The following is a 14618-nucleotide window of genomic DNA, read 5'->3' on the forward strand; positions in this document are numbered from 1 at the left end:
ACCTCCTCTGTAACGGTGCTCTTGGATAAACCGCCTGAGCCGGCGGCTGAATTTACGGCAAATCGACGGGCTTCCCGAGCCGGGACGATTCGTAAGCGGCCAGCGCAACGACAGCCGAATTCATTCCGTCGTCGCCGGTGATCGGCACCGGCCGCCCTGTCAAAATGCAGTCGACGAAATCGGCGACGATCAGCTCGCTCAAATTATCGCTCCAATCGCTCCATGCCGCGCTGCCCGCGGAATTGCTGTATACTTCATTGATCATATTGCGGACGTCGACGGCAATCGTTCCCCCGGTCCCGATAAATTCCAAAGTCAAATCCCTTTTCATCGGAAACGCCTTCACCCGCGACCAGCTCGTATCCAGCACCCCGACAACGCCGTTTGCGTATTTGAAATGAATCATGCCCATATCGTCAATCGGAATATCGTGGAACAACGTACCCGATTCCGCATAAACCTGAACGACCCTCGAACGCAATATCCAATTTAAAATGTCGATGACATGGACCGAGTGGTCGAGCATCGCCCCGCCTCCGGACAGACGGCGATCCGTAAACCAGTCCCGTCTAGGCAAACCGCCCTTGTTGGTGCACTTGACGGCCAGCACTTTGCCGATCCCTCCGCTGTCGATCACTTCCTTCGCTTGAACGACAGCCTGGGAATACCGGTTCGTAAACGCCGTCATCAGCTGCACTCCGTTTTCTTTGCACGCCTCCACCATAGCCTGCATGTCTTCCTTGGAAACGCCCAACGGCTTTTCACAAAACACATGCTTCCTGGCTTTGGCTGCGGCCAGCGTCAGAGGGGCATGGCGTATATTTTCCGAGCAAATAAAAACGGCTTCGATGTCCGTTCGCAGCAATTCCCTGTAGTCTTCAAAATAGGGGTACATCCGATCGAACGGCTCTGCGTACGCTTTGTTCTCATCCGAGATGCCCGCTATTTCCGCATGCGGATTGCGTTCCAGCGCTTTCAAAAACGATTCCCCATGCGTATGGGCGAGTCCGATCATCCCGACCTTCAGCTTGTTCATATCCGCTCGCCTCCATTCAGATGGACCGGCATTCCGGTTTCCAGCGATATGCACGCTGCCTCCGCAATGTTCATCGCCGTCACAATATCCTCCGTTGCGACAATCGGCGGCAAGTTCTCTGCAATGCAGCGCAATACGTCAGCCAGCTGCTCGTCATACGGGCTGCGCACCGATGGACTATCGGTCTCGATCGAATCTCCTGCTTCGTTCCGCCGCTTCACTTCAATGCTGGCCGTGTTGTTGCTGTCGTAACGGATAACGCCTTCGGAACCTGCCAGCTCTATTCTGTAACGGTAACGCTCCGCATCGCCCCAATATTCCGCTATATTGGCGATCGCCCCGCTTGCAAACCGCAGCGTCACGAGCGCATAATCCACGCCCGGAGCGCGCGGGTTCAGAGCGTAGACCGTATTGATCTCTCCCAGCATCCATCGCAGCAGGAATATGTCCTTGGGCAGCCATCGGCTGATAACGCCGTCCCGAATCGCGCCGGCATCGGCATGGCGATCCCCCGCTTCCGCCGGATAAGGAGCGGAGCGCTGAATATGAACGACTCCCGGGGCTCCGATAGCTCCTTTGTCCAATTTGCTTTTCATATCCCGGAAATACGGCGCGAATCTCTCGGCCTGGCCTGCCAATAAACGTACGCCCTTGGCTTCGGCGGCTTGAAACGCCGGCTTCAGCCAATCCGCATCGACGGCAGGCGGCGCTTCGCAGAAAACATGCTTTCCCCGTTCGATGGACTTCAGCACGTATTCCTGTTGCATATGCGGCGGCATACACACGCATACGATATCCGGGGCCGCGAGCTCCATCATCTCCTCATAAGTCCGGAATACGGGGGAGCCGGCCGCTTCCGCCAGCCGAATCGCCTCTCCGTCCGTCACGCCGCATAATCCCGCCCAACAAGCAGTATCGCGCAGTTTGCTCAAGCTTCGCGCATAGGACAGTCCAATCTGCCCATCGCCTATTAAAGCCGCTTTCATCCCATCCGCTCCCCTTCGTTGAAATAAACGGCTTTGCCGGTCTCCGCGGATTCATACACCGCCTCCAATATTTGCGACACGACCAAAGCTTGCTCCGGTTTGACGGCGGGTTCCCGATCGGACAAAATACTGTCGATCCACAGCTTCATCTCCAATTCGATCGCCTTGCTGCGAACCTGGCTGAAGGGCGTGCCCGCGCCGTCCAGATGAATATGCTGATCGTACAGCCTGCCTTCGCTTTCCCCGTTGATCCATAGACCGTCCCACATATCGGCTCCGCCCTTGCTGCCGCATAACGTCACCTTAGCCGCACCCTCCTGCCGTATATTTAACGCCCAGCTCGATTCCAGCATGACCGTCGCTCCGTTCTCCATCACGATCATGCCGAAGGCGGAATCCTCCACCGTAAAGAGGCTGGGGTCCCATCCACCGCTCCTTGCCGTTTCCTCCATTTGCGACAACCGGTGATAAGCCGTTCCGACAACCATCCGCGGCTTGTAATTATCCATCAGCCATAAAGTCAAATCGAGCGCATGCGTGCCGATGTCGATCAGCGGTCCGCCGCCCTGCTTTTCTTTATCCAGAAACACGCCCCGCGCCGGAACCCCCCGGCGTCGAACCGCATGCGCCTTGGCAAAATAAATGTCCCCCAAGCTGCCGTTGCGGCAAATTGTAAATAGCTGCTGGCTGTCGGCCCGAAACCGGTTATTGTAGCCGATCGTCAGCTTTTTCCCCGTTTGCCGGGCAACCTCCAGCATTTGCGCCGCCTCCGCGGCCGTCCTGGCCATCGGCTTCTCGCACATGACATGCTTGCCTGCGCGCAGAGCGGCGATTGAAAGCTCGGCATGATTGTCATTGCTTGTGCATACATGCACGACGTCGATGGACGGATCGGCGAGCAGCTCCCTGTAATCCGTGTAGACGGCGCTGCCGGGCGCTCCGTATTGATCGGCCGCTTTTTGTGCGCTGCCTTGGAACACATCGCAAAATGCGGCCAGCTCGGCGGTTGTGATTTTGGACAATGCGGGCAAATGCTTGTTGACGGCAATCCCGCCGCAGCCGATTATCCCCAGCTTTAATGTTTTGGACATAAGCTCAACATCCTCACTTTCCATTTTTCTTATAACGCTCGTATGCCGCGCCATAGATGTCCAGCAGCTTGTCGACGCCCATCTTTTTGATGGAGCTTACGTACTGGTCCCAGTTGTTCAGCGATACCGCGCCGGTAACAAATTTGATCTGCTGCTCCTGAACGTACGTAATGATGTCGTTGTTCAGCGAGTTCAGCTGATCCTGCTCATCCTTCGTAAACAGGAAATTAGGCCAAATCTCCTTCGGAATATACGGACCCAGCAGTTTGGCCGATTCCAGGGACGACGGGAAGGTGTTGCCCGTCTTGTCGTATTTCATCTGGACGAATTGCGGAATGTTCCCGCCGGGCCACGGAGAAAATTGTCCGGCCGCCTGATCGAGCGACATCTGCGGGTTGGTGCGTATATTTTCCTTATATTGGATGTCTCCGTCAGGCAATTTCTCGTAAGTCACTCCTTCAATACCCATCCGCAAAAACTTGACGCCTTCTTCCCCGTAAAAATAATCTACCCACCGCATCGTCGCCTCCGGGTATTTATTTTTATTGGTTATGGCAAAGGTGCCCTGGTTCTGGGTCATCGGCACAACCGTGGAGACCAACTGGTCGCCGTAAGGTCCCTTCAGCGCGGGAAGCGGAACGAAGTCGTCCATATATTTGGAGCCCGCCTGATTGACGTTGCTGGCCGAGAAAGAGCCTGCGACCCCTTGCGTCAATTTGGCGCTGAACTGCGGCACCTCTTGGGTGAATACGTCCTTATCGATCAGCCCTTCCTTGTACAGCTTGTTCAAATATTCCAGCAGCTCCTTATATTTAGGATCGGTTGCGAAAAAGCGCACCTTCCCGTCCGGACCTTTATCCACGAACGACTTCCCGATGCTGCCGGTCGTCCCCATTCCCCACGAGCCTCTTATGTTCGTCAAAATATCGAACTGGTTGTCTCCTGTCCATGGAAGCTCGTCTTTCTTGCCGTTGTTGTTCAAATCGTTATCCCTGAACGCTTTAAGCACGTTGTAGAACTCTTCCGTCGTGGTCGGTACGGACATGCCCAACTGATCGAGCCATTTTTTATTAATCCAAATTTTTCTCGACAATCGCGGCGCCAGCTGGTCATTCAACTGCGGCAAAGTATAGATGTTGCCGTCGGGTGCGGTAATGCTCTGCTTCACATCCGGATATTTTTCAAAAATCGCCTTCAGGTTCGGCGCATAGTTGTCGATCAGATCGTTGAGAGGAATGAGGATGCCCTGCGAGCCGTAGTTGACTTCATCCGCCGGCGTGAACTGAGCGCGGTAAAAGGCGTCGGGAAGATCTCCACCGGCGATCTTCACATTTCTTTTTTCCACATAACCGTTTTGCGGTACCGCCTCAAACTCTACCTTGATGTTGGTCATTTTCTCATATTCCTTAAACACCAGCATATCGTTCCATTCGGCATGCAGCGGTCCTTTGGCGCCCATCATTTTAATGGTGATCGGAGCGTTAACGACAGGAAACCCGGCGGCGTTGATCGGAGGCTGCGACGGCGGCCCGTCTTGGGATGCCGATTCCTTGGCGTCGCTGCAGCCCGCTAAAGCGCCTGCCGACACGGCGGCAACCGAAAGCAGTGCTGCCCATGTATTCCATTTCATTGCGAATCCCTCCCGGCTTGTTTAGTAATAGGCGTTAACCTTTGATCGCCCCGATCATCATGCCCTTTTCAAAATACTTTTGCAAAAAAGGGTACATGATTAAGACAGGCAGGCTCGATACGATAATAATCGCATATTTCAAACCCTCGGCTATCATCATCTGCTGAACCATCGATTCGGAATCGCCGGACAGCATCTGCTCCATCTGGTTTTGAATCAGCAGTTCCCGCAATATGAGCTGCAGCGGGTATCTCGCCCGGTCGGACAAATAGATCAGCGCATTAAAAAACGAATTCCAGTGCCCGACCGCATAGTATAGGATCAACACCGCAATGACGGGCTTGGACAACGGCAGCACAATATTCCATAGGATACGAAGGTTTGAGGCTCCGTCCATAAAAGCGGATTCCTGAAGCTCGATCGGGATTGAATTGTGAAAAAAGGTGCGCATAATAATCAAATTAAAGACCGATACCGCATTCGGCAGCACCATGACCCAGAATGTGTTCACAATACCCAAGCTCTTCACGACCAAATACGTAGGAATAATCCCTCCGCTAAAAAACATCGTAAAGGTGAACAGCGCCATGAGCACGTTGCGGCCGACAAAATCTTTACGCGCCAGCGGGTAAGCGCCGGCTATCGTCAAAACGATATTGATGAACGTGCCGGCCAGCGTGTATAGGATCGTATTCCGGTACCCGATGAGGATGTCCCCATTTTGAAATACGCGGTGGTACGCTTCAAACGACAAAGCTTTGGGCCACAGCCATACTTTCCCTTGCAGCACCAGCATCGGATCGCTAATGGAAGCGCTGATGACGAAAATAAGCGGATACAGCACCGCGACCAGAATGACCGATAGTACGGCCAGATTAACGGCGTTAAACAGGCGGTCTCCCCAGCCTTCCCTTGCTCCCAAATCCATGCGTCGCCGCACCTCCTTTTACCATAAGCTGGTTTGGCTCACCCTTTTGGAGATGCCGTTCACGATGAGCAGCATCGCAAAATTAACCGCCGAGTTGAACAAGCCGATCGCCGCTGTGAAGCTGTATTGCGCTCCGACCAGGCCGTTTTTGTACACATAGGTAGAAATTACCTCGGAGGTTTCCAGGTTCAAATTGTTCTGCATCAAGTAGACCTTCTCAAACCCGACGCTCATGACATGTCCGAAATTCAATATTAGCAAAATGGTAGCCGTGGGCATGAGGCATGGAATCGTAATATGGATCATCCGTTTCAGTCTGCCTGCTCCGTCCATGACCGCCGCTTCATAAAGCTGCGGGTCGATTCCGGCCAATGCGGCCAAGTAAATAATCGAGGCCCATCCGGTGTTTTGCCAAACATCGGAAAGTACATAAATCGTTTTGAACCATCCTTCTTCCGTCATAAAATAAATCGGTTCTCCGCCAAAAGCGGCGATAATGAGATTGATCATTCCGTTTTTCGGCGACAAGAAGGTCAAAATCAACCCGACAAGCACGACGGTGGACAAAAAATGCGGCGCATATGTAACCGTTTGCAAAATCCTTCTGAACCGGCGGTTTCTTATTTCGTTAATAAGCAGCGCCAAAATAATCGGAACCGGAAACGTTACGGCGAGCTGATACAAGCTGAGCCCGAGCGTGTTGCGGATTAGCCGCCAAGCGTAATAAGAATCGAAAAATCGCGCAAAATGCTTGAAGCCCACCCATGGGCTGCCGGCAATGCCTTTCGTGGCGATAAAATCTTTGAAGGCAATTTGCACCCCGTACATAGGAATGTAGTGAAATACGATGAAGTACAGCACGACCGGAAAAACAAGCATATATAAATCCCAGTTTCTATGCATCGCTTTGAGCCATGGAGTCTTCGTCATCAATGCTTCCTCCCCCTCCCTTCATCCAATCATCGCAAATGCGGCTCAGGGCATCGTCCGCCGGCAGCATGTCCCGATGAGATTGACTATAGTTCAGCGGACACGCTTTAGTCTATCTGCAATCCGTGTCAAGCATCGGCATGTCATTACAAGCGGCCCGCGCCGCATCCGGGCGGGGCATCGGCATTTCTGCACTTTCCTATGCAATTTGTTACAGATGGAAGGTTTTCCGGTACTGGATAGGAGTAATCCCTTCCTGTTTTTTGAATTTTCGGATAAAATTAGTTTCATCCACGTAACCCACGCGCTCGACAATATGCCGGACGGTCAGCTCGCTGTGGGCCAGCCATTTTTTGGCTTCCTCCATCCGCAGCCTATCGATATGCTGTTTCAGCGTTTCCCCGGTCTGATCTTTCACATAACGGGATACATAAGAAGGCGATAGGTTGAACCGGCCGGCAATCGATTCCTGCGACAAGCCGTTGTCGTTATAATTTTCTTGGATATATGCAATGATTTTATCGCTTAAAATGAAATTTTTGCTTTCCTTGTGCTGAGAAATATGCTCGCATATTTGCCGGCAAGCTTGGCTCAATATTCGTCTTGCCATCTCCAGCGTTTCGAAATCCTGAACGAGAATCGTTTCCAGATGCTCGCGCAAGTATTCGCTTATTTTGTAATTCAGCTCGTCCATCATGCCGATCATTTTATGAACGATGCCGGAGCAGACATACTTGGCGGATTCGAGCGATAAGGAACGACCGGAAATTTCGTCAAAAATGCGGGAAACAAGCGCTTGAGCTTCCTCCGCTTTGCCTGCTTTCAGCGCTTTTATAAGCTGCTCCTCCAGCTCCCATGGATAATAATCGCTGTAAGGGCTTTCAAAATCGATGTCGTCATAATAAATCACCTGATCGCTGCCTTTAATAAACCGGTAGGCTATCGCCTTATTCGCTTGTTCGTAAGAACGGGCCAGCATAGACAGATCATGGACGATCCCCCCGATCCCTACCGTCAGCGAAAATTTATAATTTTGTTTGTAAAAACGTTTAATGTTTTCCGCAAGCTCCGTCAGCATCGCCCGTTCTCCGTCCGCCGCGCAATAATTTAACACAAGCACGACGCCGCGATCGTCGATCAAGTCGACCCCGTACCCGATTCCCGCTTCCAGGGATAACTCTTCGGCAATATTGATAATGCTGAACTTAAACAGATTTTGCAAGGAAAGGCTGTTCTCCGAGCGGAAGCGCTGAAAATCGTCAATTCCGAACAGGAGCACGACAAACGCCGGGTGTTCGAAAACGAGTCCCGAGATGCTCAGCATCTCCGGCATATGGTGCCGGACATCCTGTTTGCCTTTCAGCAGCGAGATCAATATGCGTTCTTTCATCAGCTCGCTTTTGTTCCCAAGCTGCTTCAGCAGCCCTTCCTTTTCCGAAATCACCTTGTCGAACGCCTGGGACAAATAGGCGATCTCATCCATGTTGTCCGCCATTTCCTTCACCGCCTTGCGGTCGGCGATTCGTTGAACGATGGCACGCAAGGAACGGTAATTTTTGCTCGCCAACAAAAAGGAAGCCAGCATCCCGATCACAAATAACGACAATACCGTATAGTTAAAAACCCTTCTGCCGGCAAGCACTTTACCCAAAAAATTTTCCGTAGGAATGGCCGCGACATAAGTCCACATATTGTAATCGGAGGTAAGCCGGATGATCGAATAATCGCCGTAACGGCTGCGCAGCTGGTTCACTTGTCCTTGCAGCGATTCGGCGCCTATGGCGGCAAACAGCTGTTCGGCCGTCGTCTGCCCTTGTGTACTGAAGCCCGCGGATACAAGCGGTTCATTATTTTTATCCATTATGTACATATATCCCGAATGCTTGTTTACAACGTTATCCAGTATGGCCCTCATTTTGGATTCCTCGATAAGAAACATGACGGCCCCGTAAGGCTTGCCTTGATTGATCGGCAAAGGGCATATGTAGGTCACCAGCTTTTTGGAATCGACGCCGTTGATTTTGACCGTTTCCGCCGGCCTCATCACCGGCATCGTCAGCGTATCCAGCAGCTCGAAAAACTGCTTTTCGCTCCATGTCTCATATTGGTAAAAATGACCGAAAAACGAGGCATAGTTAAAAACACCGCTGGCAGCGTACAAGTTCCCCGTATCCCGCGACGTATAAATCAAAGCGATATCGTAAATCAAAGAATTGCTGGACCGGTATTTGCCCAGCTCCTTGATGGCCTTATAGGACGAGTAACCTTCTTCGGACACTTTAAAGGGGGTGAGGTCGGGATTGGAGGAGATTTGCAGCGATATTTTTTCCATTTCCCTGATGCGGGTATCGGTAATGTCGCGAATTTGCGCCAGGCTGCTTACCGTCGAAGCTTCCACTTCATTCTGCAGCGTCGTAATAAAGTTGCCGTACACCACCGTACCGACAATAAACAAGATGGCCACCAGCAATATGACATAAGACAAAAAATATTTGTAAAACCGGATGGAACGTTTTCTGCTTGGGTAGGTGAATGAAAGCAGTTTCATAAAGTTGTTCACCGCCATTTCGAGTTCTACGTAACTACATTCGACGAAGCGGCGGGAAATCCTGTATCGGATGACGGGGGAGTGAAGGAAAAGAGGGCTTGCGCCCTCCGATGGAAGTTTCGTTCTCTATTTGGTTTCATGTTCTGGACAGGTTCACGGGGAGGACAATAACGGAGAGATCTGCTTTTCCCCGCTTGGTGACTTATGGATCTCAAAGCCGTCAAACAAGCTGCCGGTAGCGGTATGCGCTTCGTATTTCATTACGCCTCCGTCCACTCGGATGATCTGGTACAGCTGAGTGTTCGCTAGGGAGTGATCCACTTGAGCTCCGTTATCTGTCCAATTTTTATCGGAAAGCTCTTTCATATGAGTACCGGCAAAAGAGACGACAAATACGGTGCCGCTCCCTGCGCTCTGACCGTTTGTTCCCGGCGTAAGATTGTCGATATGGCCGCGGGCGTAGCTGTGATCATGGCCTTGAAGCACTAAATCCACATTGTATTTTTCGATAAGCGGGAGCAGCTTTTCACGGACTTCGGCGTTGTCCCGGTCCGGAGAGTTGGCGAAGATCGGATGATGGAACGTCAGGACCGTCCATTGATTCGGGTTGTTGGCCAGCACCTGTTCGAGCCATGCCGCCTGCGTGTCCAATTTCACAAACTTCGTATTCGTATTGAGCGAGATGATGCGCATGCCTTGATAGTCGGTATAATAGACGGTTTCCTCTAAGCCTGCGGGACCGTTCTCCGGCAGGGCGAACTGCGGACGCCAATACGGCGAGAGACCTTTTTTCGCGCCTGGTTCGATCCTCTCGTATTCATGGTTGCCGGGAGTCGCAATACTGGGAACCATACCGTTTATCCAGCCGCCGGCTTTAAACCATTCGCCCCACTGCTCATCCGCATCCCCCCGATCGACCAAGTCGCCGGCATGGATAATGAATTTCGCCTCGGGGTGATCGGAATAAGCCCGGCGGATGACGCGGGAACCGTGCTCAAGAATATCGTGTTGAATATCTCCGATGTAGAGGAAAGAGAACGGCTCAGCCTTGTCGGAAGCTGTGGAGAACTCGAACCATTCGCTCCAGTTCACGCCATCCCCCACACGGTAAACGTATTTGGTGTTCGGGATGAGATGCTCGAAGCGGACCGTATGGAATTTGGCCGTATAGGGCTGATTTCCCTGTACTTCACTGCTGCTGACGGCCATAATCGTTACCGCCTTGTCCTTGAAAGCGGTACTGTCCTCGGCTACGGCAATTTGCGCTTGGGGCGCGGTGATGCTCACATCCGTACGCCATGTGACGGCTTGAGTGGTAGCAGGATCGCCATTCCAGTTCAGAATAATCCGATCCGGGATAGGCGCGGGCTTGTACATATCGGCTTCCGAAGTCTTGGCCGCAAGCGGTTCGGCCAGCGAGACATTCATGCAAGGTACTGCGGCAACCAGCAGGCTCATGAAAAGAATCGTGCGGGCTTTAGAGCTTCGCATTCGCTTTTTTACTGCCATTGTGTTCATTTACCTCCATGACGAATTTGAAAGCGTGATCATTTTTTCATTCTATAATAATTTATCGTTGGATTAGTAGGGGAATCATTCCATAAACATAGGTGCTATGGTCTCATTGTATTCACATATACAATACATATTAGGATTCTCACATTTTTGCCGCGGCGGCTGGTGGCCGCCTTTTACCATTTTTGTTCGACGTACCGCCGTGCATTCAGGTAAGCCGAATCCGGCCGAATACGACGCGACTCAAGACAAAAACCCATGCGCCGACGACGCATGAGCCTTCTTTTGTTAGAATTATGGTTAAAAATGTCATTTACCGCAGCCTCGGATAATTAAATTCCCCACGGTAATTCGAAGCATTATAGTGCGGATACTTGTCCGGAACAACGACCGGATCAGCTGCGGCTGGTCGGTCCTGCGTATAAATGTACATCCGCTGCGTATCCCACAGTAATATTTCATCGCGGCCGTCCCCTGTCAAATCCAGTACTTCCGCGCACAAATCAGGGTGTCCGTCCTCGGGGAAGGTCACGACCCTTCTGCCGAATGCATCGATTAAACCGCCGTATTGCGTATTGCCGTTTAGCAGCACCAAATCTCGCCCATCCCCTGTCCAGTTTACAGGCGTGATCAGATTTCCGTTGCATGTCGGTTCCAATTGATTCAGCAGCCGGCCCGTTCCGTCGAAGAAATAGACGATGCCCTGCTCCCCCCAGAAGGTGCTTACGCACAGCTCCAGTCCATCCAGATCCGGACGGTAATTGCCGACGCTTACCCGCTGGGCGTGCCCGATCATATGCTTGTGCAGCAATTTACCATGCAAATCGGCGATCATAAAGCCCTCGTCGCCGGAGGCGATGGCAATAAGCGCATCTTTACGAGACGGGTCCCAGTGGCCGATCAGGATTTCATCCGTATGATCCGTTTCCACCGGCAGGGTCCACAGCAGGCGTCCATCATGATCAACCAAATGATAGCCGATAAACATTTCGTCCTTGCCGTCGCCATCCACATCGGCCGTATATGGAAAATGGCCGGTAATGCCTTCATGGAATGTCCACAATGGCTGCAAATCGCAATCATATACCCAGACCCGACTATAGCGGTCTTTGATGATGATGTCGCTAGGCGCGGCTTTGCCGGAGAAGTTGGCGATGCGAATCGCATCTACATTAATGCGATCGAACGCATACTGATCGAACGGCAGGCTGTAGAGCGGTCCCTGAAGCTCGGAGGATAGCGGCGTACGAATCGATTTTTTTACTTGCCCGGTACGACCGTCCAAAATCATCAGTTCAAAATTGCGGGCCACGATAACTTCGTCATAGCCGTCACCGTCAATATCGCATATCTGAAAAGGCAGGTCCGCCGACAGCAGCGCATGATCGGCCAGAGTGCTCGGCTCGCCAAGCTGCCATAGCACTTCACCCTTCAGATTCATTGCCGTCAAGCAGCTGATATGGGCATAGGCATCCTTATGACCGCGTTTTTGATGCTGGGCCAGCACCATTTGAAGCTCGTCGGTACCCGTCAAATGGCCGAAACGGATTTGCCGTGCCGTTCCGAAATTTTTGAAATCAATCGTTTTCCACAAACGCGGCTGGGGGTACTCGCTGCGCAGCTTTGCGAGCTCCAGCTTATCGCGGGTAGATGACGCTTGCCATGCTTGATGCTGCTCTTCCGTCATGGTGACGGCCACATCCGTATACTGGGCAGGCATTCGGGAGGCCAGCCCGATTTTGCCATACGCATAGTCGGCATCTTCGACCTGCAGCAGCTCGCAATCTTCAATAAAGGCTCTATGTATTTGACCTGAGCAGGAAATCTTTAGTCGGTAATAGGTGTCGGCATCATAAGGAAAGCGAACCGCCGCCAGCGGGACGATTTTCTCCTGGTCGCGTTTGAGCAATACCAGCTTCCCGTCTTCGAAGCCGAGGAAATAGTATCTCCGCGCATGCTGATACCGGAAAACGAAGCCCGTATTCGAATGCGTAGACAACGGCCGGATAGTCACCTCTACCGTATAATCCCGCCAATTTTCCTCCCCTGTCACGAGCAGTGGCCAGTGATGTTTAATTGCCGCCTGCGGACGGGTTTGCTCCATATATTTCGTTCCGCCGTTCTCCGTCACAATCCAGGTCGGCCCGAGCCAGCCGTAATACACGACCGGATCGTACCATCCCCCTCGATTCCCCTCCGAAGGATAGTAATGATATTCACCAATCGCAGAATGCTTTGGATCATACGGAAACGGGCCGATTGAAAATTGCGTAAAGTTGTCGTGCAGCAGTGTGATCATTGTATAGACCTCCAAGCCGGTTCGAATTGGTTCAGCTTTATTTCAGAACCTTATTTTAATGAGCTGCCTTCCTTTTGATACCATTCGGTGTATTGTTTAATCGCCTTGTCCCCGCCCGAAGAACGGTATTTCTTCACGAAATCATCCCAACTGGTTTCAACCTTTTGATTGCCAAGGATGGTTTTGGCCGTGTACTCCTGTGCAATTTTCGGAAGTCCATAGGCGGCAAGCTCTGGGTTGTAAGGCAGCGCTGCAGCAACCTTGTCCAATTTGCCGATTTTGTTAGCCATGGTCAGGTTGGCGATTACATTATCGGAATATTGCGTCTGCATATATTTTTTTACATCATCCGTCAGCTGACCGTGCTTGATCAGGGAGAAGGCCCAGTGCAGATTGGCCGGATCCGCCGTTTTCACGTAGTTGCCGTTATTTTCAGTATAGTCTTTCCCTTCGATGCCCAGATAGCTATAGCGTGTACCTTCCGGCGACAAAGCCCAGTCCATAAATTTCAGCAGCGCCTCGACATTCTTCGTTTCATTAGGAATTGCGATATAATGGCGGTTGGTCGTTTTATAATTAAATGCGGAAGGCGTTCCGTCTTCATGCAGCGGAGGGTCAATGGCGATATAGTTATCCATGATCCCCGGGGCAAACTCTTTCCCGCTCGCAAAGTGCCAGAAGCCGTTAAATATGCCGTATTTGCCGGTATTAATTTTTTGACGAAAAATTGCACCGGTCGTGGTCGCCCATTCCGGATCGAGAATTTTCTCGGAGACCAGCTTGCTCATAAACGTTAAATATTTCTTGTACTCATCCGTTACTTCCGGAGGGAGAAGCTCATTGTTGCGGTATTTATACGTTTCGGCATCGAATGCGGCTTGGAAAATGCGCCCTCCATACGATAAATCGTTCAGCCCGATGAGACCGTAGGTATCGTTTTTGCCGTTTCGATCAGGATCCTGCTCGGTAAATGCTTTCATGACCCCATAAAACTCGTCGATCGTGTGCGGCACCTGCAGGCCGAGCGTATCCAGCCACTTTTTATTAATATAAATGACCTGATTAAATGCGTCGTGCCGATTGTACGGTATAGCCCATATTTTCCCGTTTTGTGTAACCGGGAGCCACGCTTCCTTGGGCATCGCATTTTTTAGATTCGGGTATTTATCCAAATAGGGTGTTATATCGGTAAGCAATCCATCGCTTGCAAACTGCAGCAGCTTGTTCTTATCCTGATCGTTCACCTCGAATGCATCCGGGTATTGTCCGGAAGCCATCATAATATTCAGCTTGTCCAAATACCCGGCGGTACCAGGGGTATCCAACTCAACCCGCACACCTGTTTTTTTCTGCAAATAATCAATGTATTCGTTGTCCGAGAGCGACATGCCTTTGGAGTCCACATTATAATCGAACATGACCTTAAATGTTGGTATTTTCTCCGCTTCCGCCTTCTTCTCGCTTTCCGCCTTCCCGCTGCCCGATCCGCATCCGCTGACGGTGACGGCTGCCGCAGTCAGCATGGCCAGCATAGAAGCTTTTGTTGTTCCTTTCAGCCTCATAGATAAACCTCCTAAAAAAGAAAACAATATTTCCGAACACCTTGTCATGGCCTCGGATATTTCCATTTTTAGTTCCGGGCGGTGAATAGGCAA

General features: G+C 51.5%; 11 protein-coding genes. 1 reads left to right on the forward strand and 10 read right to left on the reverse strand.

Annotation, left to right across the window (positions count from 1 at the left end; genetic code table 11):
- Window positions 1-52 precede the first annotated feature (52 nt).
- From SK3146_RS08140 to SK3146_RS08185, 10 genes are all read right to left on the reverse strand, one after another.
- The gene (locus tag SK3146_RS08140) at window positions 53-1036 is read right to left on the reverse strand and encodes a Gfo/Idh/MocA family protein (RefSeq protein WP_249864609.1); all 984 of its coding nucleotides are present in this window, start codon (window positions 1034-1036) and stop codon (window positions 53-55) included.
- Entirely contained in the window at window positions 1033-2022 is a 990-nt protein-coding gene (locus SK3146_RS08145) for a Gfo/Idh/MocA family protein (RefSeq protein ID WP_249864610.1), read from the reverse strand. The genes SK3146_RS08140 and SK3146_RS08145 overlap by 4 nt, the downstream gene beginning before the upstream one ends.
- Window positions 2019-3113, reverse strand: a complete 1095-nt coding sequence (locus tag SK3146_RS08150) for a Gfo/Idh/MocA family protein (RefSeq protein WP_249864611.1) — start codon at window positions 3111-3113, stop codon at window positions 2019-2021. The genes SK3146_RS08145 and SK3146_RS08150 overlap by 4 nt, the downstream gene beginning before the upstream one ends.
- A 13-nt stretch (window positions 3114-3126) precedes the next feature.
- A complete protein-coding gene (locus SK3146_RS08155; protein ID WP_249864612.1) occupies window positions 3127-4743 on the reverse strand; it encodes an extracellular solute-binding protein in 1617 nt (538 codons plus the stop codon).
- Between the two features lie 34 nt (window positions 4744-4777).
- The gene (locus tag SK3146_RS08160; RefSeq protein WP_249864613.1) at window positions 4778-5671 is read right to left on the reverse strand and encodes a carbohydrate ABC transporter permease; all 894 of its coding nucleotides are present in this window, start codon (window positions 5669-5671) and stop codon (window positions 4778-4780) included.
- 18 nt (window positions 5672-5689) lie between these two features.
- Window positions 5690-6601, reverse strand: a complete 912-nt coding sequence (locus SK3146_RS08165) for an ABC transporter permease (RefSeq protein ID WP_249864614.1) — start codon at window positions 6599-6601, stop codon at window positions 5690-5692.
- A gap of 211 nt (window positions 6602-6812) precedes the next feature.
- Window positions 6813-9149 carry a helix-turn-helix domain-containing protein gene (locus SK3146_RS08170; protein ID WP_249864615.1) on the reverse strand — a complete coding sequence of 779 codons (2337 nt, stop codon included), beginning with the start codon at window positions 9147-9149 and terminating at the stop codon, window positions 6813-6815.
- 153 nt (window positions 9150-9302) lie between these two features.
- Complete coding sequence (locus tag SK3146_RS08175; RefSeq protein ID WP_249864616.1) at window positions 9303-10607, reverse strand: purple acid phosphatase family protein; 1305 nt, start codon at window positions 10605-10607, stop codon at window positions 9303-9305.
- A 370-nt stretch (window positions 10608-10977) separates the two neighbouring features.
- Window positions 10978-12963 carry a rhamnogalacturonan lyase family protein gene (locus SK3146_RS08180; RefSeq protein ID WP_249864617.1) on the reverse strand — a complete coding sequence of 662 codons (1986 nt, stop codon included), beginning with the start codon at window positions 12961-12963 and terminating at the stop codon, window positions 10978-10980.
- A 50-nt stretch (window positions 12964-13013) separates the two neighbouring features.
- Window positions 13014-14381 (reverse strand): extracellular solute-binding protein, encoded by a 1368-nt coding sequence (locus tag SK3146_RS08185; RefSeq protein WP_249864618.1) that lies wholly within the window; start codon window positions 14379-14381, stop codon window positions 13014-13016.
- On the opposite strand from SK3146_RS08185, the gene SK3146_RS08190 reads away from it, so the two are divergent.
- The gene (locus tag SK3146_RS08190; RefSeq protein WP_249864619.1) at window positions 14380-14610 is read left to right on the forward strand and encodes a hypothetical protein; all 231 of its coding nucleotides are present in this window, start codon (window positions 14380-14382) and stop codon (window positions 14608-14610) included. The genes SK3146_RS08185 and SK3146_RS08190 overlap by 2 nt on opposite strands.
- Window positions 14611-14618: the final 8 nt, after the last annotated feature.

This window comes from Paenibacillus konkukensis, assembly GCF_023523925.1.
GTDB classification, from domain to species: Bacteria; Bacillota; Bacilli; order Paenibacillales; family NBRC-103111; genus Paenibacillus_S; species Paenibacillus_S doosanensis.